Below are 23985 nucleotides of genomic sequence, written 5' to 3' on the forward strand. Positions count from 1 at the left end.
TCGGTATAGACTTATGTATATTATTGTGAAAGAAATATACATAAATTGAATTTTACAATTGGCTTAAACTAATGGTCTATCGATTAAGGTAGCGAATTCAAGATCGTGTTCATGATTATCAATGATCGTTGTCATTCCTTTGACAAAGTGAACATGCTTACCGTTTCCTACTGGAATAGGAGGTCCAGTTTCAATAATAACCTCGTGATGATGATCTAGAAAATCTGTATTTACTATAATTCGATGTATATGACTGTGTCTTCCTACTGGAATGACTTCGCTTGTAACGCCAGCAAAACGATGATTATGTCGGTCTTCACCTTCTTCTGCAAGTTTAGTACTTGCTACGAACTCATGTACATGTGTTTGAGGCTTTTCTTCTTTGGGTTTTACTTCTTTCTCTTCATTATGCTCTCTTTCATTTTCTTCATTTAGCTCTCTTTCTCTTTCTCTTTCTCTTAGTCTTTTTCGATATTCAAACGGGTCTCTTTTCATAAATTGACGCCCCCTTCGATAAAGATTGTCTTCCTTTTTCATCTTATTAGTACCAGTAAATAAATATGTTTATTAAACGTTAATATTTAGATGTTTTTTTATTTTAAATTATTGAATTACTTTCATAAAATAAGTAAAATATAGTTAATACTTATAAAAAGAAGGTTGAAGTGAATGGATACTTTCGATTTGAAAATTATTAATCGTTTAATGGATAATTCTAGAATAAAGTGGGCGGATTTAGCTAGTGAGGTTGGCTTGTCAGCTCCAGCTACAGCTGAACGTGTTAACCGATTAGTTGAACAAGGTGTGATTAAAGGGTTTGGTGTGCTAGTTGATTCAGAAAAAGTTGGAAGTGAATTAACTGCGTTTGTAGCTGTCTCGCTTGAGCGACCCGAAAATCGAGCTCCTTTTTTAGAGCTTGTTAATCAATTAGAGGAAGTGCAGGAATGTCACCATATTGCGGGTGAAGATGATTATTTACTAAAAATAAGAAGTAGAAATACAAAAGACTTAGATCGAGTAATTAGCCATGAAATAAAAGGGTTAAAGGGAGTAATAAGAACAAAAACAACAATTGTAATGGATACAACGAAAGAAACATTTCGACTGCCACTACAAAAACATAAATTTTCTATAGAGTAGGGAGGGTAACATGAATCTTGAATTTTATATTAAAGGATTAATAATTGGCTTATCAATTGCTGCACCTGTTGGTCCAATTGGAGTACTGTGTATCCGTAGAACTCTAGCGTATGGAAGAATGGTTGGTTTGGTTTCTGGTCTTGGGGCTGCTACTGCTGATGGTATTTATGGTTTAGTTGCAGGCTTTGGATTAACTGTTATTATGAATTTTTTAATTGGTCAGCATTTTTGGATTCAGTTAATCGGTGGTTTCTTCCTCTGCTATTTAGGTGTAAAAACACTTATTTCAAAAGCCAGTTATACTCAATCTGATACGCAAAAGAAAAATATAATTAATGCGTTTTTATCCGTTTTATTTTTAACGCTAACAAACCCAATGACGATTCTATCATTTATCGCCATTTTTGCAGGATTAGGAATCTCGAATTCAAATAGCAATATTGTTTCTTCCGTCATTTTAGTATTAGGGGTTTTTTGTGGTTCAAGTTTGTGGTGGGTAATATTAAGCAGTGGTGTGGGACTATTTAGATCTCGAATCAATGATCGGTCTTTAACATTAATTAACCGTTTATCAGGTATTATTATTATTATTTTTGGTGGTATAGCTTTATATGGATTAATGTAAAGCAAGCGTAAGAGGATATTTAGATGTTATTAATAAAAAGTTTTATTTTAGGTTTATCAGTTTCTGCACCCGTAGGCCCGATTGGTTTATTGTGCATACAAAGAATTATATCTAGGGGAAAAGCAGCTGGTTTTATGACAGGATTAGGCGCATCTTCGGCTAACTTATTTTACGCTAGTATTGCCGCATTTGGTTTTTCTATTGTTTCATCATTTTTAATTGAGCAGGAATTTGTTCTTCGAATCGTAGGTGCAATATTTTTATTTTATTTAGAAATTAAAATCTTTCTAAAAAGACCTGCTAAATCTGCTTCAAATTTGGAGGGTGATGGCATGGTTAGCATGTTTCTCTCTACATTTTTATTAATGATAACAAATCCTGTAAATATTTTAAACTTTGTAGCAATGTTTGCAGGACTAGGTTTTGACCATAGTTCTACATCTATAGGATCGACACTTTCATTAATTATAGGTGTTTTTTTAGGTGCGGTTTCTTGGTGGCTTATTTTAAGTAGTGTAGTAAGTTTGTTTCGAAAAAAAATTACAAATCACTTAGGTTTAGTAAATAAAATGGCTGGTTTAATGATCGTTGTTTTAGGAATTATGTCATTTATTAAGTAAAGGAAGCTATGTATTAGTAGCTTCTTTCCTTTAAGTTTGTGTAAAATAAATAGTATTGACAATTAATAATGGTTGTAACTATAATGGTTACATCGGAGGTTGAATCCTATGAAAATCAGTAGTCGTTTTACCGTTGCTGTTCATATTTTATCTTTAGTCACGATGGAGAATAGCACGCTTTGTACTTCCGAATGGATTGCAGGAAGTGTAAATACGAATCCAGTCGTAATTAGAAGAGTAATGGGAAAACTTAAGAATGCTGGGTTAATTCAAGTCCGTCGAGGAACCGGTGGAGCTACACTTCATAAGCCTTTAAGTGAAATTACACTTTTAGATGTTTATAGAGCGGTTGAAGTTGTAGAAGAAGGAGAACTTTTTCAATTTCATGAGAAACCGAATCCGAATTGTCCAGTCGGTGCAAATATTCAAGCAGTGTTAGAGCTGATCTTAAATCGAGCACAAGATGCAATGGAAAAAATACTGGATGAAGTTACTATGGAAGAATTAGTTACAGTATTAAGTAAAAAAATTGGATAATATCATTCAATTTTTTTTGAAAATGATGTAACTATTGTTGTTACATCTGTATATTTTTATATTTTTTTAAACTAGATGTAACTATTTTAGTTACGACTATGAATTCAAAACAACTTTATAAAATTTAAGGAGGAAGAAAAAAGATGAAAATTGGTATTATTGGAGCAACAGGAAAAGCAGGAAACCTTATTTTAAAAGAAGCAGTTGAAAGAGGACATGAGGTAACAGCAATCGTAAGAAATGCTTCTAAATTAACAAATAAAGAAGTATCAGTATTGGAAAAGGATTTATTTGATTTAAACTCAACTGACTTAAAGCAATTTGATGTTGTTGTAAATGCATTTAAAGCAGCTGAAGGTCATGAGAATCTTTATATTGAAGCTGGGAATGTGTTAATAAATGCTTTAAAAGGTGTTAACGATACTAGATTAATCGTAGTTGGTGGAGCTGGAAGCTTGTATGTTGATGAACAAAAAACGATTCAATTAGTGGACACACCTGAATTTCCAAAAGAATATTATGCTACTGCATCACATATGACAAAAGGTCTTCACGACTTACAAAAAACGACTGATATTAAGTGGACATTTATTAGCCCAGCGGCATTTTTTGATCCAAATGGTAAACGTACTGGGGCTTATCAAAAAGGAAAAGACAATTTTATTGTTAATAAAAAAGGTAATAGCTACGTAAGTTATGCTGACTATGCAATTGCATTATTAGACGAGATTGAAAATCCACAGCATATTAATGAACGATTTACATTGGTTTCTGAAGCAGAATAAGTTTCAGGCTGAAAATCAAAAAGCGATTCTTTATGAGAATCGCTTTTCTTATTTATAAAAATAAAATGGACCCCATAGTTTGAAGTCCGCCAATTATTGCCTATATTTGTTTCTTTTTATAACCATAAAAATACATACTTAGAGGCCACCAAATAACTGCAAAAATTGGATATACAGCCCAAATTGTATCTGGGGATGAAATGATATTTACAATGATAAAGAAAAGACTAATTAGTATGCTAGCTGTAAACGAAAATGCTACAAACGCTTTTCTATTCGCATGATAAATGGATAAAGGCCACCAAATTATTGCAAATGCCGGATAAATGACCCAAGGGTAATCTGGAGAAGCGATAAAATTCAAAAACCCATAGTATGCGATCGTAATGATACTGCCAAGAAGAGCAATCGGTAATGTTCTAGCATTCTTACCTAAATGCATGAGAATTGGCCAGCTAATAATTGGAAAGGCTGCATAGAAAAACCAAAGATAATCAGGTGAGTGAACTAAGTTCTCCGTTAACAAGAAAGCTAGGAGTACGATACTACTAAAGAGTGAGAATTGCTTCATCGATCTTTTTCCAATGAAATATAAACTTATTGGCCAAAATAAAATGAAAAAACATGGGTAAATAAACCAAATCGTGCTAGGAGATGTAATAAAATTAACGAGCATAAAAAAGACCATCGTCATAATACAGCCTGCAGTTGCAAAACCGATATAATTTTTCACTGTTCTTCACCTCACTTTTTACGTTGCCAGTAGAAATACATTGAAAGAGGCCACCATAATAAACCAAAAGTTGGGTACACAAACCATATAGTCTGTGGAGTGTAGTAAAAATTAATAAATAAGAAGAACGCGATTAGTAAGCCACTGCCCCAAATGGAATAAGATAAATTTAGTTTTGCAAAATTCGCTTTCTTGCTATCTGGTTTTTTAACACCAAGTTCTCTCTTTAATTCCTCAATGTCCCCAAATTCTACAATTGCTTTGTTTATAGCATCTTCTTCTTCCTTACCATTTTCCATTAAAAACATGACTTTTTCTTCTAAGTTCTGAATGATCTCTTGTTTAACTATTTCTGATTGTTCAGTTTTAGGAACATCCTTAAATAGTTCTTCAATATGATTTCTAATTTTTTTCATTCTATCTCCTCCATGAATAAATCAATAATTTCTTTTACTTCTTGCCATTCTTTTACTAATTCACTTAAATATGCTTTACCTAATGAAGTGATTTTGTAATATTTTCTTTTTCCACCGTGTGTAATATCACCAAAATAAGCTTCCACTAATTCCTTTTTTTCTAAGCGCTGAAATACAGCGTATAAAGTTGCTTCTTTTATTTGAAACCGATTGTCTGTCCGTAATCCAATTTCTTGAGAAATCTCATATCCATAGCGATCTTTCTCAGAAATAAGTTTTAATATGATTGAGTCAAGATGCCCACGTATGATGTCACTTCTAACCATAATTCACCTATTCACTTTCTAAAATATTATTCTATCTGATAGAGTAATGTTAACAATAATTACTCTATCTGTCAAAGTAATTTTATGTGATTTTGTTTTTGACTATTCGATAGAAGTGAAATAAGCCCGTCCAAAGCCAAAATAAACTAATTATCTTTTCTGTGTCCTGCTTTACTATATGTCACATTTTTTGTATTTCATTCGTCTTAATTAGTGAAGAAAAGGAAAGGGAGAGATAATATTATGAACTTAAATCAAATAGATGGTCATCAAAAATGGGATGTTACTGTATTAGGTGGTGGGATTGCTGGGTTAACTGCATCAAATTACTTAGCTCAAGCAGGTAAAAAAGTACTTCTATTGGATAAAGCATCTAAATTAGGTGGGAGAGGTATTTCGAATACAATTGGCGATGCACAGATATCGTACTAATTACAGACGCCGGTGGCAAAACGAAGGCTCCTCTTCGCCCAATCAAACTACAGAAAAATGTTATTGCATTCCTTGTTGGTGTAAGGAAGAAAATTAACTCTCCATCCGAAACCGATATTGTTTTAATCAATAATCAAATTGTTTTAATTGTTAAAAGTGAAGGCGTCGAGCCAAACGTAATTTGTTTTGAAATAGAAGGAGACCGTTATCGTAGTATTTATATGCTTCGAAATCCTGAAAAAATAAGATTTTTAAGTTGAGTACTAGGAACATTTTAAACATTAGAACAGGGGGTCCCACTTTTTATAGGATTCCTTGTTTTTATATAAGCAGGAAAAAAGAGATTTAGTAACTCATAAGGTGTTCATGAGTAAGTAAAACAGCAAAAAGAAGAGATTTAGTAACTCATAAGATATTCATGAGTAAGAAAGATGAAATATCTTAACTCATAAAGGGCTTATGAGCTAGCCCTTTTTATTTTTGGTTTTTTTCACAAAAAGCTTTATAGTTTTGGTAGTTACTATGTTTAGATTAAAAATTATAGGAGTGTTTATGGAAACGAAAGAGTATCTAATTACGCAGCTTAATGAAATTGAAAAATGGGAGAAGGATCAGAAAAGTGTATTTTTTTGGGAGAAAATCGGTAGAATTCCATTTATGATCTTGGATAAAATTACACCTAAGTTCGTTCACGATAAGATCGGAATTATTTTAGATGAGCTATCTAAGTATGTGAATGCTGGTGGTCAATATTTAGTTAGTGTTCCTTCAACTCTAACTAGGATGGGTAAGGAGCTTTCTATTGAAGAACTAACCGAAATTGAAATGGTCAATCAACTTAGTCTTGAGCAAATGGATCGTGTTTCGAATGATTTTATTGCTAGTCGTATACAATTTGCAAAGGTCCAAGGAGCGACAACAGGTTTTGGTGGAATATTTACAATTGCGATCGATATCCCAATCTTATTAGGACTTACATTAAAGACACTTCAAGAAATAGCCATTTCTTATGGTTATGATCCAAATGATCAAATGGAGAGAGTATTCATTATTAAATGCTTACAATTTACATCTGCTGATATAGTTGGTAAAAAGGCGATATTAGAAGAATTAACAAATATTGAAGGAAAAAAAGCCTTTTCTCAAATTGAAGGTTGGAGAGAAGTTTTTTATACATATCGTGATAACATGGGATGGAAAAAACTATTTCAGATGGTTCCAATTGCAGGTTTAATATTTGGTGCATATGTAAATAAACAAGCAATTGAAGATGTTGGCGAGACTGGTAGAATGCTTTATAAAAAAAGACGGATCATGGAAAGATTGCATGATTTAAAATAAGCAGAAAAAAGATGAATTTAGTTTAGCGCTAAATTCATCTTTTTTGTTAATTAATCAAACGTTTGTTTAAGATTTAAATTTATTCGGGAATTGCTTAATAATGCCTGAAGAAATTGTATCAGCGATAGTGATCATATGTTGAAGACTAGCATCAAATGCTTTTACATTTCCGTCCCAGTCCATTTTTATTCTAGTTACAGCTTCATTAGTTACCATTTTTAAATGTGTATATAGTAAGTCTTTTACAGCTTGATTTGTCCAATTTGGATTTGCTTTACTTAAAAGTGCTGCAATATCATCTGCATTTTTAAACCAAGTGTCGTTCAAAGTTTTTAAAGTTGCCATATCATTTGCTTTCGCAGCATCAATAATCTTACCAGCGATTACAATGTGGTCGGTGAGTAATTTAGCAAGTTGATCTCCAGCGGCAGCACCATAATATGGTTTAATTGCATTCCCAATATCTTGTTGATTTCTTAAGAGTCTTGCAAGTACTACATCCTTATCTGGCATTCCAGCAACAGCACTAACAATATACTTACTAGTCCAAATTAAATGATCCATCCAAAGCTTTCTCATATCTGCTTTGAAATTACATGCCGAGTTACTTATGCATCTTCCATGAGCTCGTGTATCTACTTGCTCTGCACTGGATTTAATAGGGGATAAAACAAGTGCAAAACATAAAAAAAGAGATGTAAATTTTAGTAATTGTTTCTTCATCTAGATGTCTCCTTTGAAATGTTTTCAAAATCTACCAGTATTATTTTGGATTTTTTTTCAAGTAATATTCAAAGTTTTTACATTTAGTTCATTTGTATATGGAAAACATCAAAAATGATTAGATGGGCTATGTAAAAAATAGTAATTTTGATATAGTATATTATCTGTTGGAAAAAAATGTAAAAATACTTCAGAAGTGTTACATATTCCTTGGAGGGTGAAGGGGAGGAAAGCATTGTTAGATTATTTATATCCTAGTATCTTTATCATGACTTTAATCATTTTATATTTTGGTTATAGATTCTTTAAAGGTTATATTACTCTACTAAAATATTTATATTGGATAATCTTTGGAATCTATATTACATGTCTCGTCGATTTTACTTTGTTCCCATTTCCTTATCAAAAATATCTAATTCAAGTCATGATTGAGGATCACTTGGGATATACAAATAATTTTGTCCCCTTTAAAGTAGTTGTAGATTCAATAAGATATGGATCATTTTCAATTGCTCTAAAGCAAGTTGGCGGAAATATTCTCTTATTTATGCCATTTGGATTTACTTTGCAAGTTCTTTATCCGAAGATCATGAAAAGTAAAACGATATTAGTTGGTTTTACTATAAGTTTAGGGATTGAAATAATTCAAGGAACCTCAGGGTTTTTTCTTGGATATAATTATCGATCATGCGACATTGATGATTTATTATTAAATACATTTGGCACTGTGTTAGGAGTCGGAGTCTTTAGTTTAAGTACTAAATTATCGATTAAACCAGGACTATTAGAAGAAAATCGTTAATCAATATATAAAAAGACAAGGAGTATAATGCTACTTGTCTTTTTGTAACTTCTGGAGCTCTTTCACTGTCACAAATTTATATCCATCTTTCGATAATAAATCCAATATACCCTTAATCGTTTCTAATACTTTACCAGTTTTATCATACATCGGATGAATTAAAATAATTGAGCCTGGTTTAATATTGTGCTTTACATAGTTTATTTTGTCTTGAGGATTTGTGTAAAAAGTATCTGGCTCTAAATTCCATGTAATCGTTTCTCGGTTATGTTTATGCATGTAATACGGTAAGCCAAGTAGTTTTTTCCCATTTGGTGGACGGAAATCAATTTCCCCTTTATAGCCAGCTTTTCGAATTAGTTTGTCTGTTTTTTCGATTTCATTTTTGATAAAAGAAGGTGATTTTAGCACCATTCTGTCATGAGAATATGTATGGTTTCCAACTTGTTGCCCCGCATCTACAATTTTTTTAGCTTCTTCGGGATTCTTTTCAATTTCATTACCGATTAGAAAAAAAGTAGCCTTTGCATTGTATTGATCTAAAAGTGGTAGAATGTCATCAACATTTTTAGTTGGACCGTCATCAAAGGTTAAAGCGACTACTTTTTGGTTAGTATGTACTTCATTTGTTAATCCCCCAAAAAGCTGAAAAGATCTTGCATTCATTAGTTTGTACAATCCAAATAAGATCAGAAACAAAATTAGAATACTTGCACTTATTTTCAGTAGCCTTTTTTTCATCTATTTTACCTGTCTTTCTAGTTATTGAAAATTAAACATAATTATATCATCACTAATTAAAAAAAGAATAAAAGAAGGAAATTAAAGGGAATTTAAGAGAGATAGAAGAAGTAGTGTAATACAGTATTTTAAGGTATGAAATAGAAATGAATTCGAATGTAATTTTTGAAAATAGGTTTTTATTTAGATAAAATAATCTACTTGCAAAGTTATCAGTTTAGTATTAAACTGATAACAAGATCGATCAAAGAGGTGCAAAATGTTAAATAATCATAATGAATCTTCTACAAACAAATCAAAAAATTTAGCAGTATTACTTTGGTTTCGATTAGCTCGTTTTTATCTTAAAAATGTTAGAGAATCAAATAATCAATTGAAAAAATGGGGACTGACGACTGCTCAATTTGATGTAATTGTCCATGTTGGGAGAAATAAGCGTCTTACTCAGCAAGAATTAGCCGATAAATTAGTTGTTACAAAAGGAAATGTGACTCATCTATTAAAGAAAATGGAAGAGCTTCAGTGGATTAAAAGAGAAGTAGAATGGAAAAACAAATATCTTTCTTTAACAGAGATAGGTCAAAAAATGTATGAAGAAATCGTTCCTTCACAAGATGAGTTTCAACAAGCTCAATTCAGCAAATTAACTGAAGAAGAGCAATTACAATTACTTACTTTACTAAGGAAATTAAATAAAGAATGAATTAGAACGGAGGAAAGTTTATGGAGAAAATGAAAGGCATACATCATATCACTGCGATAGTTGGTGATCCACAAGAAAATATGGATTTTTACGCAGGGATTTTAGGTTTACGCTTTGTGAAAAAAACAATTAATTTTGATGATTCAGGTACGTATCACTTTTATTTTGGAGACGAAACTGCAAAACCAGGGACGATCATGACTTTTTTCCCTTGGGCAAATGCATATAGAGGAAAAGTTGGTAGTGGGCAAGTAGGAATCACAACATTCTTAATCCCAGCTAACTCAATGGAATTTTGGGAAAACCGTTTAGCATCTTTTAAAATTCAAACAAAAAAAGTAAGTCGGTTTGGAGAAACATTTCTTCAATTTGAAGACTTTCATGGCTTACAGCTTGAATTAGTAGAAAGGGAAGCTGGCCAGGAAAATACATGGGAATTTAATGGTGTTACAAAGGATGTAGCAATAAAAGGGTTTGGTGGTGCAGTTTTATATTCTGGAGCACCAAATAAAACAGCTGAACTGTTGGAAAACGTAATGGAATTAGAATGCTTAGGTCAAGAGGGTAACTATTTACGTTTTAAAGCTGCTAGTGATATCGGAAATATTATCGATATTGAATTAGCAGCAGTAGGAAGAGGAGCTATGGGAGTAGGAACTGTCCATCATATTGCTTGGAGAGCAAGTAATGATGAAGAACATGTAAAATGGCAACATAAATTATATGATAATCATTATGGAGTTACTGAAGTAAAAGATCGAAATTATTTTAACGCAATTTATTTTCGTGAAAATGGTGGGTTATTATTTGAAATTGCAACTGATCCACCAGGATTTATGATTGATGAGAATATAGACCATTTAGGTGAACAGTTAATGCTACCAAAGTGGCAGGAACCACATCGTGAAATAATAGAAAATCACTTGCAACCAATTGTTGTTAGAGAAGTGAAAGGAGAATGACGATGAAACACGTATTTAATAGAGGAAGTAATCCATCGAAGCCAACATTTTTATTATTACATGGTACAGGTGGGAATGAACTTGATCTATTACCAATTGCAGGTATGATCGATGATGAAGCTTCTGTATTATCAGTAAGAGGAAATGTAAGTGAAAATGGAATGCCACGTTTTTTTAAGCGATTAGCTGAAGGTGTATTTGATATGGAAGATTTAGTTTTCCGTACAAAAGAATTAAAAGAATTTATTGAATCAGCGTCCGCGGAACATGGATTTGATCCAAACAATATGATCGCAATTGGTTATTCAAACGGTGCAAACATTGCTGGAAGTCTACTATTCCATTATGAAAATGTATTTAAAGGTGCAATGCTATTGCATCCAATGGTACCGATTCGTGATTTAGAATTGCCAAATATGAAAGATGTGTCAGTTTTCATTGGAGCAGGCAAAAATGATCCAATCTGTTTACCACAAGAAACAGAAGAATTAGCATCATTGTTAGAAGGTGCCGGGGCAAAAGTCGGTACTCATTGGGAAAACATGGGGCATAGCTTAACTAGATCGGAAATTGAAGCAGCAGCTGATTGGTACAAAAATAACTTTTAAGGAGTATGCAGTAATGATGAAATCTTTTTCTCCAGCAGATTTAAGTGATCGTGATAATTATAAGTTCTTAATTGGTAGTATTATTCCAAGACCAATTGCTTTTGTTACAACTGAATCAAACGAGAATGTAGTAAATGGTGCACCATTTAGCTATTTCAACATCGTAACGGCTAATCCACCTATGATTTCTGTATCTGTTCAGCGACAAAATGGTAAACAAAAAGATACAGCTAGAAATGCCATAGAGAAAAAAGAGTTCGTCGTTCATATCGTTGATGAATCGAATGTTGAAGCGATAAACAAAACAGCAGCTGCATTGCCACCTACTGAAAGTGAAATTGAATTAGCAGGCTTAACACCAGTAGAAAGCGTAATGGTTTCAGTTCCAGGTGTGAAAGAGTCAAAAATTCGAATGGAATGTATTTTAGAACAGGTAATTCCATTAGGAAAAGATAATGAGGCTTGCGACTTATTAATAGGCAAGGTTGTTTATTTTCATATAGAAGATGAAATTTATGAAAATGGACGTATAGATGCAGATGGCTTAAAAGCAGTTAGCCGTTTAGCAGGGAATGACTATGCTAAAGTTGGAGAAATGTTTACGATTGATCGTCCTAAATAAGTTTAATAAAAGTGAAGGGTAAAGTAGAATTTACCCTTCACTTTTTTTTGAAAAAAATTAAAAGAAAAATGAACGATTTGCAGAACCTAATCGTATAACAAATGAAAACTAAATAACTATTGAATAAGTTAGCTAGGAAGGAGGAAGAAATGGCTGAACTAGATGAATTAGAAATTATAAAGTATGCTCAGCAAGGTGACCAAGATGCATTTGCTAAACTTTTTCAAATCCATTATTCCTTTTTATATAAGTACGTTTTAAAGATGACGTTAAATCAACAAACAGCAGAAGACTTAGTGCAGGACACGATGCTGAAAGGTTATGACAATATAAAGAAATACAACGGCCAATCCAAATTTTCAACTTGGCTAATTACAATCGCTACTAGACTTTATTTAGATCAACAAAGAAAGAAAAAACGTGAATGGTTTTGGCAAAAAAATGAGTCCGTAGAATTATCACGTTCCTTAAATTGGCAGTTGGCTTATAAAGGGTTTGAGTTGAGTGATATTATGGAGGGTTTTGAAAAGCTAAAGTCGGAAGTACGAGCGGCCATATTATTAAAGCATTACTACGGCTATACGAACGAAGAAATTGGAAATATGATGGGAATTCGAGAAGGAACGGTTAAATCGAGAATTCATAATGGAATGAAGGAATTAAGAAAGGAGTTAATGCAAGATGGATAAAGAAGAAATTGTTAAAGCATTTAAGCAGTTTGATGAATTAACGAATGTACATGAACCTTCAATCAGTGCAATTACAGAAAAACTTAATGTTCATCAGGAAAAAAAGAAAACCATTTATCTTAAAGAACTAATCGTATTTATTTGTGTAGCATGCAGTCTATTCATCGGGGCACTTCTTATGGCAGTAGAGGCACCAGTAAGCATTGTTATTATTCAAGGTCTAGGCTTTATTGTTCTACCAATTATTTTTAAACGAGATAAAAAGAAAATTGAAAGTGAGTTGATCTAAAGTGGAATGGACAACAGAAAATATTATCATATTAGTTTTAGTCTTTATAATTTTAATAACTCAGAGTATCACACTTTTTACAAACGCTAAAAAGAGAAATCGTTCAGCCTGGTTATGGGGGTTGTTAGGAATGATCCAATTCCCTTGGCCGAGTGTCTTCTTTTACTTTTTAGTTGTTCGAAAAGATCGAAAAAAACTAAATTAAGGTTAGAGTGGAAATACTAGACTAATTGGAACGGTTCAATTTTAGTCTAGTATTTTTAATTTATGTTTGACAATTTTAGTGTATTACCTGTATAGTACACGTATAAGGTGTATTAATCGAATAATACGCATAGTTATGTATTAGGTGTATGAACTAAGTGGTACACACACATACTAATTAAATTGTATTAAGAACGAGGAGGTGGATTGATGGAATTTATAGTGAATAACCGTGAACCCGTTTATTTACAGGTCGTTAGGCATTTTAAACAACAAATTGCCAAAAGACTATTAGAAGCTGGTCAAGAAATACCATCAAGAAGAGAATTAGCTGTTCAATTTAATATAAATCCAAATACTGTACAAAAAGCATACAAGGAAATGGAGGAACAAGGATTGATTACGACTGAACGAAATTTCCCTAGTAAGATTACGACTGATATAAAAGTGTTAAATGGTGTACGAAATGAATTAATTATGGAAGCTGTAAATGAATTTGTCGATTCAATTAAAGTAATAAATGTTCCGGTTGAAGAGTTACTTACAATGGTGAAACAAAACTATGAACAAAAGATAAAAGAAGAAGGGAAAGGAGAGGCTTAAATGATCCAAGTAAAAAATGTTTCAAAAAAATATGGTCGGAAAAATGTTTTACGTGATATTTCTTTCACAGCAAATAAAGGAGAAATCACTTGTTTAATTGGTATTAATGGTGTGGGAAAGTCTACAACGATGAAGGCAATTATGGGGATTACGCCAATCGATTGCGGTGAAATATTAATAGATGATAAGAAAATAAATCATACAATGTACGAAAATATCACGTTTATTCCAGATGTACTTACAATGCTACCTAGTTTTACAGTTGGAGAAGCAATGCAGTTTATGAAGGATTTTTATGTAAATTGGAATCCAGAGCGTGCTAAAGAATTACTTGGATTTTTCCGTTTAAAGGAAGACGAGAAACTAGGTGAGCTTTCAAAAGGAAATGCTGCAAAAGCCAATTTACTTTTTGGTTTAGGACTTGATGTTGATTATGTTCTAATGGATGAACCTTTTTCTGGTATCGATATGTTTAGTAGAGAACAAATTGCAAAAGTGTTTACGAGTCACCTAATTGAGGATCGTGGCGTGATTATAACAACGCATGAAATTAGTGATATTGAGCATTTAATCGATAAGGTTGTTTTATTAGATAACGGCGAAATTCTGAAAGAGTTTTACACAGAAGAAATTCGATTAGAAGAAGGTAAATCAGTGATGGATGTAATGAGAGAGGTGTACGAATCGTGAGTCGATATTTAAAACTAGTAAATTTTGAAGTTAATCGATTTTTTAAATTATATATAGGATTACTTATTATAGTAGCAATTTCGCAGTTTGTGAGTTTATTTGCAGTAAAGTCTTCTTATATGAAAATGGCGAATGATGCAAATTACGCAAGCTCTATGAAAGCAACGGAGGAATTTATTACAAGGAATGGATTGATTAGTTTTAACCAGGTTGCTAATCATGCATTATTTATTGGACCTATTGTGATCAGTATCGCTTTAATGATGTTCTATGTTTTTATCATTTGGTACAGAGATTATTTCGGAAAAAACACATTTATTTACCGTTTATTTATGCTTCCAACTTCAAGAATGACAATTTACTTTGCAAAAGCGACTACGATCTTAATTATGGTGTTGAGTTTACTCGCTTTTCAACTAATACTTTTACCAATTGAAATAAACGTATTTCAACAAATCATTCCAAGTGAACTTTTAGGAAAAATGAATACGATTAATCTTGTTATGGGTCCTAATATTTTTCAAATGATTTTACCAAGTAATTTTGTGGATTTTATTTTTAGGTACCTTATTGGAATGGGCTTAGTGTTTACCCTTTTCACATTCATACTATTAGAACGTAGTTATCGCTGGAAAGGTATATTATTTGGGATTTTATACGCTATGGTGATAGTAGTTTTAATTCTTATACCAGAGATTATTCAATCTTACGTTTTTGGAAATGATTTCTCATTTTATCCAAGCGAAGTCATTTATATGGAAATAGGTCTTTTTGCAATCATTATTACAGGTTCAATCTTATTTAGTAAATATTTATTAAAAAACAAAGTATCGGTGTAAGGAGGAGTTAAGAATGAAGCGATATCGTAATTTGGCAGTAATAGCCGTTGTCACGACAATCAGTTTAGGTACGTTTTTTACGAAAGTAGCTATGTCAGAAAGCAAGTTGCCTAAATTTTACTTAAAGACCGAAAATGGAGATTCGAAATACGTTAAAAATTTAGTTCTTAGCGGTGGATACGGTCAGGATGGAGGTAGGGGCTTAAGTATCACTTCTGCCGGAAGTGAATATAGAGATACTAATTCAATTCTTAGTGAACTTGATAGTGAATACTATGACTTAAAAAAATTAAATGATTTAAAAAAGAAAGAAAGAAACTTTATGCGCGGAAAAATTTCTTCTTCTCAATTTTATATCGATAAAGATTTTGCATGGCACGCCGAAGTAAAAGGTGGAAGACTTGATGGTACGTATGAGCATCAAAATAATCATTTTAAAATGTATATAGATGGTCTTGATCTTCAAAATAAAGACCGTTATAAATTTAAAATTGATATTCCAGGTGAAGAAAACTACTCATATATAGATGTAGAGGATGTACAATTAATTGGTAAAGATTTAGTTGTCACTACTTATCAAAATAAAACGATAGATAATAATACAAAATCAGATGTAAATGTCGATCAAACTGAACTAGTTATGTATCGAATTAATGTAAACCAAAAGAAAATTGTTGATCGTAAAGTGATTAATAGATCATCCAATGACCAAAAGACACACACTCATACTGAATTACAAAATACGATATCAGAATCAGATCAAACGATTCCTTCTAAATTCAGTGTCTACAAAAAGGCAAAACTAAGGGATACAGTTCAAACGAATGGAGAAACAACAACTGAAGAAATTAGTAATGAAGTATTCGTATTTAATTTAGAAACTGATAAAGAAGAACCTTTAAATTTATCGAAAGAACAAAAAGAACAATTGAAGCGGAGTAATGTAATTATTGATAAAGATAACTTGTATTTTATAACGAACGGTGATAAAGATCTTTCAGTATTAAAGTATAACCTTAACAATAATAAAGTTGAAGGTGTACCAGTGCTTGCTTCTAAAATTAATGGTAATAATCTTTCAAATTATAAAATCATTGACGGAAAACTGTACGCAATTACGAATAATGTAGAAGGTCCAGAAAAGAGCAATAAAGAATTCAGTATTATTGACTTAGCAAATGGACAAAGTGTTTTCGAAGGTAAGATAGAAGTAAAGAATAGTAAAGGAAATGCTAGTAAAGCATTAAAAAAATTACAGATATATGATTTTAAGGTTGAATAAGTAGGGCAGGAAAAAGAAAAGACATGGGTTATAGGAAAAGATTTTATAAACGTTATAAAATCTTTTCCTACACCTTATTATTTCTTTATTCCTGTTCTTTTTTTATCTCATCCTTCACTTAAGGAATGTACGTTCTAGTTTAATTACTTGAATTCGTACTTAAACATCGATATTATGTAAAGATGATTATTTTTAAAGTACGTTTGTTCTGTTTTTGATTGATTTTTGAAATTTTGTGGTAAAATAGAAGGATAGGTATGTTTTGGAAATGGAGGCGGGGAAGATGGAGCAGAATTTCGAGGTAGTTTCTAATTATTCACCTCAAGGTGACCAGCCAAATGCGATTAAGCAGTTAGTTGATGGGGTTAAAAATGGTAAAGAGCATCAAGTTTTATTAGGTGCTACAGGTACGGGAAAAACGTTTACCATTTCAAATGTAATTAAAGAAATAGGAAAACCAACATTAGTATTTGCTCACAATAAAACATTAGCAGGGCAATTATATAGTGAATTAAAAGATTTTTTTCCAAATAATGCAGTTGAGTATTTCGTTAGTTACTATGATTATTTTCAGCCAGAAGCTTATGTACCTCAAACGGATACTTATATTGAAAAAGATTCAAGTATTAATGATGAAATTGATAAGTTACGTCACTCTGCAACTTCTTCCCTTTTTGAACGTAAGGATGTCATTATTGTAGCGAGTGTTTCTTGTATTTACGGTTTAGGTTCTCCTGAAGAATATCGTGAATTAGTTTGTTCTCTTCGTACTGGAATGGAAATTAGTAGGGACGACCTATTACATAAATTAGTAGATATTCAGTATGCGCGTAATGATATTGACTTCTCACGTGGTACATTCCGAGTTCGTGGTGATGTTGTTGAAATATTCCCGGCATCACGTGATGAGCACTGTATTCGTGTGGAATTTTTTGGTGATGAAATTGAGAGAATTAGAGAAGTGGATGCATTAACAGGCGAAATTTTAGGTGACCGTGAACACGTTGCAATTTTCCCGGCTTCCCACTTCGTTACACGTGAAGAAAAAATGAAAATTGCCATTAAAAATATTGAAGTTGAGTTAGAAGAACGTTTAAAGGAAATGAGAGATAACGGTAAGTTACTAGAAGCTCAAAGGCTTGAGCAGCGAACTAGATATGATTTAGAAATGATGAACGAAATGGGATTTTGTTCAGGAATTGAAAACTATTCCCGTCATCTAACGCTGAGACCACCAGGTTCTACGCCTTATACATTATTAGATTATTTTCCAGAAGATTTCTTAATGGTGATTGACGAGTCACATGTTACAGTTCCGCAAATCCGAGGAATGTTTAACGGTGACCAAGCTCGAAAACAAGTATTAGTAGATCATGGATTCCGTCTGCCTTCTGCTTTGGATAATCGACCTTTAAAATTTGCAGAGTTTGTGGAAAAAGTGCAACAAACTATATACGTAACTGCGACACCTGGACCATATGAGCTAGAACTGTGTCCTGAGAAGGTAGAGCAAATTATTCGTCCAACAGGTCTACTAGATCCAACGATAGATGTTCGTCCGATTGAAGGTCAAATTGATGATCTAATCGATGAAATTCGTAATCGTATTGCTAAAAATGAGAGAGTACTAATTACTACTCTAACAAAGAAAATGTCTGAAGACTTAACGGATTATTTGAAAGAAATCGGTATTAAGGTTAACTATTTGCATTCTGAAATTAAAACGCTTGAACGAATTGAAATTATTCGTGATCTTCGTTTAGGTAAATATGATGTGTTAATTGGTATTAACCTTTTACGAGAAGGAATAGATATTCCTGAAGTTTCATTAGTTGTCATTTTAGATGCAGATAAAGAAGGATTTTTACGATCTGAACGTTCATTAATCCAAACAATTGGTCGAGCAGCAAGGAATTCAAATGGTCATGTTATTATGTATGCTGATAAAATGACGAATTCGATGAATATTGCGATTAATGAAACAAAGCGTCGTCGTGAGATTCAGGAAGAATATAACCAAAAACATGGAATTACTCCTAAAACGATTATTAAGCAAGTACGTGATGTGATTCGAGCTACTTCTGTTGCTGAAGAAGAAGAAGTTTATGAAAATGGCATTAGTGCTAAATATAAGAAAATGAACAAAAAAGAACGTCATTTATTTATTCAATCAATTGAAATGGAAATGAAGGACGCAGCGAAGGCGCTTGATTTTGAACGAGCAACAGAACTTCGTGACTTAATATTAGAATTGAAGTCTGAGAGGTGAAGAACTTGAAAAGTATGAATGAAATAATTATTAAAGGGGCCAGAGCGCATAACTTAAAAAATATCGATGTAACGATCCCTCGTAATCAATTAGTGGTTGTAACTGGTTTATCGGGATCAGGTAAGTCATCTCTAGCATTTGATACGATTTATGCAGAAGGTCAACGCAGATATGTAGAATCTTTATCTGCGTATGCACGTCAATTTTTAGGTCAAATGGATAAACCCGATGTTGATTCAATTGAAGGACTTTCACCTGCTATTTCAATTGATCAAAAAACGACTAGCCGAAATCCTCGTTCGACAGTTGGTACTGTAACAGAGATTTACGACTATTTGCGACTTCTTTATGCTCGTATTGGAACGCCGATTTGTCCAAATCATGGGATCGAAATTACTTCTCAAACAGTTGAACAAATGGTAGATCGTGTAATGGAGTATCCTGAACGAACGAAAATTCAAGTGCTTGCTCCGGTGGTGTCTGGTCGTAAAGGTACACATGTAAAAGTATTTGAAGAAATTAAAAAACAAGGGTTTGTGCGCGTTCGTGTTGACGGTGAATTATTTGATGTATCTGATGAAATAGAATTAGAGAAAAATAAGAAGCATTCGATCGAAGTTGTAATTGACCGTATTGTTGTAAAAGATGGTGTAGCATCTCGACTAGCTGATTCTCTTGAAACGGCATTAAAACTAGGAGAAGGTCGAGTTATTATTGATGTAATGGGTGAAGAGGAATTACTTTTTAGTGAACATCATGCATGTCCACTATGTGGATTCTCAATTGGAGAATTAGAACCGCGCATGTTTTCGTTTAACAGCCCATTTGGTGCTTGTCATTCATGTGATGGATTAGGAACGAAATTAGAAGTAGATATAAACTTAGTGATCCCAAATGATGAATTAACTCTTAAAGAAAATGCTATAGCACCGTGGGAATCCATTAGCTCGATGTATTATCCGCAATTACTAGAAAGTGTATGTAATCATTACGGGATTGATATGAATATTCCATTTAAAGACATACCAAAAGATCTACAAGATAAAATTCTTTATGGTAGTAATGGTGAACAAATCTATTTTAAATATGATAACGAGCAAGGTCACGTACGTGAAGCAATGATTGAATTTGAAGGTGTTATTTCTAATGTAGAAAGACGTTTTAAAGAAACATCTTCAGATTTTATTCGTGAGCAAATGGAAAAATACATGGCTCAACAACATTGTCCAACTTGTAAAGGGCATCGTCTAAGAAAAGAGGCACTTGCTGTATTTATTGGTGGCTTGCATGTCGGTGAAGTAACAAAAATGTCTGTTAAAGAAGCATTTGATTTCTTTGGTTCGCTTGATTTAACGCCAAAACAAGAAAAAATTGCAAATCTAATTCTACGTGAAATTAGAGAGCGTTTAGGCTTTTTAGTAAATGTAGGTTTAGATTATTTAACATTGAACCGAGCTGCAGGTACATTATCTGGTGGAGAAGCTCAAAGGATTCGTTTAGCGACTCAAATTGGTTCGAGATTAACTGGTGTATTATATATTTTGGATGAGCCATCAATTGGATTACACCAACGTGATAATGATCGTTTGATCTCAACATTGTTAAATATGAGAGACATCGGAAATACATTAATTGTTGTAGAACATGATGAAGATACGATGCTAGCAGCGGATTATTTAATTGATATCGGACCGGGAGCTGGTATTCACGGTGGACAGGTCATATCACAAGGAACGCCAAATGAAGTAATGAATGATCAAAATTCATTAACAGGGAAGTACTTATCAGGTGAGAAGTTTATTCCTGTACCGCTTGAGCGTAGAAAAGGCGATGGACGTGAAATTAAAATTGTTGGAGCAAAAGAAAACAATTTAAAAAATGTATCAACTTCATTCCCATTAGGTACATTCGTTGCAGTAACAGGTGTATCAGGATCAGGGAAAAGTACATTAATTAATGAGATTTTATATAAATCATTAGCTCAAAAATTAAATGGATCAAAAGTACGTCCAGGGGAGCATAAAGAAATAAAAGGGATTGAACAATTGGAGAAGGTTATTGATATTGATCAATCACCAATTGGTCGTACTCCTCGTTCAAATCCGGCTACTTATACCGGTGTGTTTGATGATATTCGAGATGTATATGCCGCTACGAATGAGTCAAAGGTTCGCGGTTATAAGAAAGGTCGTTTTAGCTTCAACGTTAAAGGTGGTAGATGTGAAGCATGTCGAGGCGATGGAATTATAAAAATCGAAATGCATTTCTTACCTGATGTTTACGTACCATGTGAGATTTGTCATGGTAAACGATATAATCGAGAAACTTTAGAAGTAAAGTATAAAGATAAATCGATCTCTGAAGTTCTAAATATGACAGTTGAGGATGCCGTTTCATTCTTTGAAAATATTCCTAAGATTAAACGTAAACTTCAAACGTTAAATGATGTAGGTTTAGGTTATATTACATTAGGTCAACCTGCTACGACTTTATCTGGTGGAGAAGCACAACGTGTAAAACTAGCTTCCGAGCTTCATAAACGTACGAATGGAAGAACTTTATATATATTAGATGAACCTACTACAGGGCTTCATGTTGATGATATTGCACGATTATTAGTTGTTTTACAAAGACTAGTAGATAATGGAGATACTGTACTTGTAATTGAACATAACTTAGACGTTATTAAAGCAGCCGACTATCTAATCGATTTAGGACCAGAAGGTGGAGACAAAGGTGGTACGATCGTAGCAACTGGTTCACCAGAGAAGCTATGTAAAGTTGAAGCATCTCATACAGGAAAGTATTTAAAAGCAGTTTTAGAACGTGACAAAGCTAGAATGGAAAAAAGATTAGCAGTGATGGAATCTTAATGTGAAAGAGTAGTTGTTTGAACGAAAAGGGTGCTCAACTCCAGTTGAACTAGCTGGATAGCAAGCATTCTGAAACGGAAATCAACTATTCTTCTTTTTCTTTGTCAGAATGTTGATCTATAAAACGGTCAATACTGTAGTGGAAATCAAGCTCACTAAACTCCTTTTACGAAAATTTGGTCATTAATTGACAAGTAGGACTTAAAGACATTCTTAGTTCCTTTTACTTGAAAAGTAGTCCACATTTCTTTAATGTTTTAACATAGAATAAATAATGAAATAAAAAAATTAGTAATGATAAAAAAATGAGGGCGTATCGATAGAGAGGAGATTTTTGTGAAAAAACTATATCGATCTTCTAAAGATTCTATGCTTGCAGGTGTTTGTGGTGGATTAGGTAAGTATTTTAATTTAGACAGTACATTAATCCGTTTACTGTTTGTAATATTATTCTTCGTAGGATTTGGGGCACTTCTATTTGTGTATTTAATTTGGATATTTGTTGTTCCAGAAGAAGGTGATGTGAAATAAATGAGATGGTTATTTTCATTAGCTATTAATAGCTTAGTATTTATTGTAGTAGCAGGATTTCTGCAACCTGATTTTTATGTAAAAAATATTCCAACGGCTATCATTGCTGCATTGGTGTTATCAATCTTAAATACAATTATTCGCCCAATCTTAATTTTAATCACTTTACCTGTAACCATTTTTACAATGGGATTATTCCTGTTTATTATTAATGCATTTACGCTAGAAATTACTGATTATTTATTAGGGGATGCCTTACGAGTAAATGGATTTGGAACTGCTATTATCGCATCGATTCTAATTAGTACATTCAGTATGTTAATTCAATATTTTGTGTTTGGTTCAAAGGACAAAAAAAAGCATAGTCATCGGTAGAAAAAGAGGGGTCTCTTAAGTTAAAGTACTTTTGAGAGTCTCTTTTTTTGTTTTTTAGATTAATGGGATTTGAGAACATTATGTGAACTCCGTTGTTATCTAACTGATGCTAAAACTGTTTGAAGTTACTAAATATCGTAGTAAATTCACTTTTAAATTAATGATTTTTAATCGTTTTAGCGTAGTTAGGGACTTGTCGACATTTTCCCACAAAGTTTAAAAATGGTACAATATGAGAGATAATACATAATTATTAATCTTTAGGAGGCTTGTATGGCTAAATTACGTACAAAGAATTTAGTTGAGTATTTTAAATTAGAGGTCATTAGTGGAAGTGCGGGTTTGAATCGTTCGATTAACACGACTGACTTATCTCGTCCAGGTATAGAGGTTGCAGGTTTTTTTACATACTATCCATCTGATCGAGTACAATTATTAGGGAAAACAGAATTAACTTTTTATCATAGCTTAACTGACGAAGAAAAACATAATCGATTAAGAAAACTTTGTGCAGATGATACGCCTTGTATTATCGTGACACGTGGTTTAGAAATTCCATCCGAATTAATTGAAGCGGGTGAAGAAACTGGCGTACCAATTTTACTCTCAAACAGTAAGACAACTAAAATGTATAGTAGACTTACGAGTTATTTAGAGGCTAAACTTGCTCCAACTACAGCATTACACGGTGTACTAGTAGATATTTATGGTGTCGGTGTATTAATTACTGGTAAAAGTGGAGTGGGTAAAAGTGAAACGGCTCTAGAGTTAGTAAAACGAGGTCATCGATTAGTAGCAGATGATTCAGTAGAGATTCGTCAAACTGATGAGGATACGCTTATTGGTTCATCACCAGAATTAATTGAGCATTTATTAGAAATTCGTGGATTAGGAATTATTAATGTAATGACTCTTTTCGGAGCAGGTTCTGTTCGTAATTACAAGCGTATTACGTTGAACATTGATTTAGAGACTTGGGACTCCCAAAAGGTTTACGACCGAGTTGGCTTAGACGATGAAAAACTTAAAATATTAGATACAGATATTTCGAAAATCACATTACCTGTTCGACCAGGTCGAAATTTAGCTGTTATTATTGAAGTAGCAGCGATGAATTTCCGTTTGAAAAATATGGGTGTAAATGCTGCTCAGCAATTTGCAGATCGTTTAGAGAAAGTAATTCAAGGCGGTAATAATGTTAGTGATTTAATTTAATGAAAAAGTG

General features: G+C 32.8%; 29 protein-coding genes. 23 read left to right on the plus strand and 6 right to left on the minus strand.

The window, feature by feature from the left end; genetic code table 11:
- Window positions 1-63: 63 nt before the first annotated feature.
- Window positions 64-495 (minus strand): YmaF family protein, encoded by a 432-nt coding sequence (locus tag ACFVRR_RS05730; RefSeq protein ID WP_387325714.1) that lies wholly within the window; start codon window positions 493-495, stop codon window positions 64-66.
- Window positions 496-669: 174 nt separating this feature from the next.
- On the opposite strand from ACFVRR_RS05730, the gene ACFVRR_RS05735 reads away from it, so the two are divergent.
- The 5 genes from ACFVRR_RS05735 to ACFVRR_RS05755 all read left to right on the plus strand — a co-directional run bounded on the left by ACFVRR_RS05735 (window position 670) and on the right by ACFVRR_RS05755 (window position 3707).
- Complete coding sequence (locus ACFVRR_RS05735) at window positions 670-1140, plus strand: Lrp/AsnC family transcriptional regulator (RefSeq protein ID WP_097975163.1); 471 nt, start codon at window positions 670-672, stop codon at window positions 1138-1140.
- A 10-nt stretch (window positions 1141-1150) separates the two neighbouring features.
- Entirely contained in the window at window positions 1151-1765 is a 615-nt protein-coding gene (locus ACFVRR_RS05740; RefSeq protein ID WP_098428497.1) for a LysE family translocator, read from the plus strand.
- Window positions 1766-1788: 23 nt separating this feature from the next.
- The gene (locus ACFVRR_RS05745; protein WP_387325717.1) at window positions 1789-2385 is read left to right on the plus strand and encodes a LysE family translocator; all 597 of its coding nucleotides are present in this window, start codon (window positions 1789-1791) and stop codon (window positions 2383-2385) included.
- A gap of 108 nt (window positions 2386-2493) precedes the next feature.
- Window positions 2494-2922 carry an Rrf2 family transcriptional regulator gene (locus tag ACFVRR_RS05750; protein ID WP_387325720.1) on the plus strand — a complete coding sequence of 143 codons (429 nt, stop codon included), beginning with the start codon at window positions 2494-2496 and terminating at the stop codon, window positions 2920-2922.
- Window positions 2923-3065: 143 nt separating this feature from the next.
- Window positions 3066-3707 (plus strand): NAD(P)-dependent oxidoreductase, encoded by a 642-nt coding sequence (locus tag ACFVRR_RS05755; RefSeq protein WP_387325723.1) that lies wholly within the window; start codon window positions 3066-3068, stop codon window positions 3705-3707.
- A 100-nt stretch (window positions 3708-3807) separates the two neighbouring features.
- Here the strand turns inward: ACFVRR_RS05755 and ACFVRR_RS05760 are convergent, their stop codons facing one another.
- From ACFVRR_RS05760 to ACFVRR_RS05770, 3 genes are read right to left on the minus strand one after another with little or no spacing between them, the layout of a single operon-like run.
- Entirely contained in the window at window positions 3808-4440 is a 633-nt protein-coding gene (locus tag ACFVRR_RS05760; protein ID WP_098232019.1) for a hypothetical protein, read from the minus strand.
- 11 nt (window positions 4441-4451) lie between these two features.
- Window positions 4452-4856 (minus strand): permease prefix domain 1-containing protein, encoded by a 405-nt coding sequence (locus tag ACFVRR_RS05765; RefSeq protein ID WP_387325727.1) that lies wholly within the window; start codon window positions 4854-4856, stop codon window positions 4452-4454.
- A complete protein-coding gene (locus ACFVRR_RS05770) occupies window positions 4853-5182 on the minus strand; it encodes a PadR family transcriptional regulator (RefSeq protein ID WP_097973583.1) in 330 nt (109 codons plus the stop codon). Before ACFVRR_RS05770 ends, ACFVRR_RS05765 begins: the two co-directional genes overlap by 4 nt.
- Window positions 5183-5425: 243 nt before the next feature.
- Between ACFVRR_RS05770 and ACFVRR_RS05775 the strand changes: the two genes are divergently transcribed.
- Together ACFVRR_RS05775 and ACFVRR_RS05780 are read left to right on the plus strand one after the other, a co-directional pair.
- Window positions 5426-5614: an FAD-dependent oxidoreductase gene (locus tag ACFVRR_RS05775; protein ID WP_387325730.1), complete on the plus strand. Its 189-nt coding sequence runs from the start codon at window positions 5426-5428 to the stop codon at window positions 5612-5614.
- Between the two features lie 552 nt (window positions 5615-6166).
- Window positions 6167-6955 carry an EcsC family protein gene (locus tag ACFVRR_RS05780; RefSeq protein WP_387325732.1) on the plus strand — a complete coding sequence of 263 codons (789 nt, stop codon included), beginning with the start codon at window positions 6167-6169 and terminating at the stop codon, window positions 6953-6955.
- A 66-nt stretch (window positions 6956-7021) separates the two neighbouring features.
- Here the strand turns inward: ACFVRR_RS05780 and ACFVRR_RS05785 are convergent, their stop codons facing one another.
- Window positions 7022-7678: a glycosyltransferase gene (locus ACFVRR_RS05785; protein WP_387325734.1), complete on the minus strand. Its 657-nt coding sequence runs from the start codon at window positions 7676-7678 to the stop codon at window positions 7022-7024.
- Between the two features lie 235 nt (window positions 7679-7913).
- Between ACFVRR_RS05785 and ACFVRR_RS05790 the strand changes: the two genes are divergently transcribed.
- Window positions 7914-8480 carry a VanZ family protein gene (locus tag ACFVRR_RS05790; protein WP_387325736.1) on the plus strand — a complete coding sequence of 189 codons (567 nt, stop codon included), beginning with the start codon at window positions 7914-7916 and terminating at the stop codon, window positions 8478-8480.
- Window positions 8481-8510: 30 nt separating this feature from the next.
- Here ACFVRR_RS05790 and ACFVRR_RS05795 read toward each other — a convergent pair whose 3' ends face one another.
- Complete coding sequence (locus ACFVRR_RS05795) at window positions 8511-9221, minus strand: polysaccharide deacetylase family protein (RefSeq protein ID WP_387325738.1); 711 nt, start codon at window positions 9219-9221, stop codon at window positions 8511-8513.
- Between the two features lie 259 nt (window positions 9222-9480).
- On the opposite strand from ACFVRR_RS05795, the gene ACFVRR_RS05800 reads away from it, so the two are divergent.
- The 15 genes from ACFVRR_RS05800 (at window position 9481) to hprK (ending at window position 23975) form a co-directional block, all read left to right on the plus strand.
- Window positions 9481-9924 carry a MarR family winged helix-turn-helix transcriptional regulator gene (locus ACFVRR_RS05800; RefSeq protein WP_387325740.1) on the plus strand — a complete coding sequence of 148 codons (444 nt, stop codon included), beginning with the start codon at window positions 9481-9483 and terminating at the stop codon, window positions 9922-9924.
- A 20-nt stretch (window positions 9925-9944) separates the two neighbouring features.
- Window positions 9945-10886: a ring-cleaving dioxygenase gene (locus ACFVRR_RS05805; RefSeq protein ID WP_387325742.1), complete on the plus strand. Its 942-nt coding sequence runs from the start codon at window positions 9945-9947 to the stop codon at window positions 10884-10886.
- Window positions 10887-10888: 2 nt separating this feature from the next.
- Window positions 10889-11494, plus strand: a complete 606-nt coding sequence (locus ACFVRR_RS05810; RefSeq protein WP_387325745.1) for an alpha/beta hydrolase — start codon at window positions 10889-10891, stop codon at window positions 11492-11494.
- 16 nt (window positions 11495-11510) lie between these two features.
- Window positions 11511-12116, plus strand: a complete 606-nt coding sequence (locus ACFVRR_RS05815; RefSeq protein ID WP_387326057.1) for a flavin reductase family protein — start codon at window positions 11511-11513, stop codon at window positions 12114-12116.
- 149 nt (window positions 12117-12265) lie between these two features.
- Window positions 12266-12805, plus strand: a complete 540-nt coding sequence (gene sigY / locus ACFVRR_RS05820; RefSeq protein ID WP_387325748.1) for an RNA polymerase sigma factor SigY — start codon at window positions 12266-12268, stop codon at window positions 12803-12805.
- Window positions 12798-13094: a DUF5345 family protein gene (locus ACFVRR_RS05825; protein ID WP_387325750.1), complete on the plus strand. Its 297-nt coding sequence runs from the start codon at window positions 12798-12800 to the stop codon at window positions 13092-13094. Before sigY ends, ACFVRR_RS05825 begins: the two co-directional genes overlap by 8 nt.
- Before the next feature lie 414 nt (window positions 13095-13508).
- On the plus strand, window positions 13509-13901 hold the full coding sequence (locus tag ACFVRR_RS05830; RefSeq protein WP_025568295.1) for a GntR family transcriptional regulator: 393 nt from the start codon (window positions 13509-13511) through the stop codon (window positions 13899-13901).
- Entirely contained in the window at window positions 13902-14591 is a 690-nt protein-coding gene (locus ACFVRR_RS05835) for an ABC transporter ATP-binding protein (protein WP_387325754.1), read from the plus strand.
- Window positions 14588-15430 carry a hypothetical protein gene (locus tag ACFVRR_RS05840; RefSeq protein ID WP_387325757.1) on the plus strand — a complete coding sequence of 281 codons (843 nt, stop codon included), beginning with the start codon at window positions 14588-14590 and terminating at the stop codon, window positions 15428-15430. Before ACFVRR_RS05835 ends, ACFVRR_RS05840 begins: the two co-directional genes overlap by 4 nt.
- Before the next feature lie 13 nt (window positions 15431-15443).
- Window positions 15444-16712 carry a hypothetical protein gene (locus ACFVRR_RS05845; RefSeq protein WP_387325759.1) on the plus strand — a complete coding sequence of 423 codons (1269 nt, stop codon included), beginning with the start codon at window positions 15444-15446 and terminating at the stop codon, window positions 16710-16712.
- Window positions 16713-16995: 283 nt separating this feature from the next.
- A complete protein-coding gene (gene uvrB / locus ACFVRR_RS05850) occupies window positions 16996-18981 on the plus strand; it encodes an excinuclease ABC subunit UvrB (protein ID WP_387325761.1) in 1986 nt (661 codons plus the stop codon).
- A gap of 14 nt (window positions 18982-18995) precedes the next feature.
- A complete protein-coding gene (gene uvrA, locus ACFVRR_RS05855) occupies window positions 18996-21854 on the plus strand; it encodes an excinuclease ABC subunit UvrA (protein ID WP_387326060.1) in 2859 nt (952 codons plus the stop codon).
- A gap of 336 nt (window positions 21855-22190) precedes the next feature.
- Window positions 22191-22385 (plus strand): PspC domain-containing protein, encoded by a 195-nt coding sequence (locus tag ACFVRR_RS05860; protein WP_025568734.1) that lies wholly within the window; start codon window positions 22191-22193, stop codon window positions 22383-22385.
- Entirely contained in the window at window positions 22386-22760 is a 375-nt protein-coding gene (locus tag ACFVRR_RS05865) for a phage holin family protein (protein ID WP_025671435.1), read from the plus strand. It begins immediately after the preceding gene.
- A gap of 273 nt (window positions 22761-23033) precedes the next feature.
- Window positions 23034-23975 (plus strand): HPr(Ser) kinase/phosphatase, encoded by a 942-nt coding sequence (hprK, locus tag ACFVRR_RS05870; RefSeq protein WP_097973553.1) that lies wholly within the window; start codon window positions 23034-23036, stop codon window positions 23973-23975.
- Window positions 23976-23985: the final 10 nt, after the last annotated feature.

Source organism: Gottfriedia sp. NPDC057948 (assembly GCF_042887255.1).
GTDB lineage: Bacteria > Bacillota > Bacilli > Bacillales > Bacillaceae_G > Gottfriedia.

Coding starts and splice junctions, on each gene's coding strand:
- ACFVRR_RS05730 (WP_387325714.1), bottom strand. CDS start 495: ATGAAAAGAGACCCGTTTGAATATCGAAAAAGACTAAGAGAAAGAGAA.
- ACFVRR_RS05735 (WP_097975163.1), top strand. CDS start 670: ATGGATACTTTCGATTTGAAAATTATTAATCGTTTAATGGATAATTCT.
- ACFVRR_RS05740 (WP_098428497.1), top strand. CDS start 1,151: ATGAATCTTGAATTTTATATTAAAGGATTAATAATTGGCTTATCAATT.
- ACFVRR_RS05745 (WP_387325717.1), top strand. CDS start 1,789: ATGTTATTAATAAAAAGTTTTATTTTAGGTTTATCAGTTTCTGCACCC.
- ACFVRR_RS05750 (WP_387325720.1), top strand. CDS start 2,494: ATGAAAATCAGTAGTCGTTTTACCGTTGCTGTTCATATTTTATCTTTA.
- ACFVRR_RS05755 (WP_387325723.1), top strand. CDS start 3,066: ATGAAAATTGGTATTATTGGAGCAACAGGAAAAGCAGGAAACCTTATT.
- ACFVRR_RS05765 (WP_387325727.1), bottom strand. CDS start 4,856: ATGAAAAAAATTAGAAATCATATTGAAGAACTATTTAAGGATGTTCCT.
- ACFVRR_RS05770 (WP_097973583.1), bottom strand. CDS start 5,182: ATGGTTAGAAGTGACATCATACGTGGGCATCTTGACTCAATCATATTA.
- ACFVRR_RS05775 (WP_387325730.1), top strand. CDS start 5,426: ATGAACTTAAATCAAATAGATGGTCATCAAAAATGGGATGTTACTGTA.
- ACFVRR_RS05780 (WP_387325732.1), top strand. CDS start 6,167: ATGGAAACGAAAGAGTATCTAATTACGCAGCTTAATGAAATTGAAAAA.
- ACFVRR_RS05785 (WP_387325734.1), bottom strand. CDS start 7,678: ATGAAGAAACAATTACTAAAATTTACATCTCTTTTTTTATGTTTTGCA.
- ACFVRR_RS05795 (WP_387325738.1), bottom strand. CDS start 9,221: ATGAAAAAAAGGCTACTGAAAATAAGTGCAAGTATTCTAATTTTGTTT.
- ACFVRR_RS05800 (WP_387325740.1), top strand. CDS start 9,481: ATGTTAAATAATCATAATGAATCTTCTACAAACAAATCAAAAAATTTA.
- ACFVRR_RS05805 (WP_387325742.1), top strand. CDS start 9,945: ATGGAGAAAATGAAAGGCATACATCATATCACTGCGATAGTTGGTGAT.
- ACFVRR_RS05810 (WP_387325745.1), top strand. CDS start 10,889: ATGAAACACGTATTTAATAGAGGAAGTAATCCATCGAAGCCAACATTT.
- ACFVRR_RS05815 (WP_387326057.1), top strand. CDS start 11,511: ATGAAATCTTTTTCTCCAGCAGATTTAAGTGATCGTGATAATTATAAG.
- sigY (WP_387325748.1), top strand. CDS start 12,266: ATGGCTGAACTAGATGAATTAGAAATTATAAAGTATGCTCAGCAAGGT.
- ACFVRR_RS05825 (WP_387325750.1), top strand. CDS start 12,798: ATGGATAAAGAAGAAATTGTTAAAGCATTTAAGCAGTTTGATGAATTA.
- ACFVRR_RS05830 (WP_025568295.1), top strand. CDS start 13,509: ATGGAATTTATAGTGAATAACCGTGAACCCGTTTATTTACAGGTCGTT.
- ACFVRR_RS05835 (WP_387325754.1), top strand. CDS start 13,902: ATGATCCAAGTAAAAAATGTTTCAAAAAAATATGGTCGGAAAAATGTT.
- ACFVRR_RS05845 (WP_387325759.1), top strand. CDS start 15,444: ATGAAGCGATATCGTAATTTGGCAGTAATAGCCGTTGTCACGACAATC.
- uvrB (WP_387325761.1), top strand. CDS start 16,996: ATGGAGCAGAATTTCGAGGTAGTTTCTAATTATTCACCTCAAGGTGAC.
- uvrA (WP_387326060.1), top strand. CDS start 18,996: ATGAATGAAATAATTATTAAAGGGGCCAGAGCGCATAACTTAAAAAAT.
- ACFVRR_RS05865 (WP_025671435.1), top strand. CDS start 22,386: ATGAGATGGTTATTTTCATTAGCTATTAATAGCTTAGTATTTATTGTA.
- hprK (WP_097973553.1), top strand. CDS start 23,034: ATGGCTAAATTACGTACAAAGAATTTAGTTGAGTATTTTAAATTAGAG.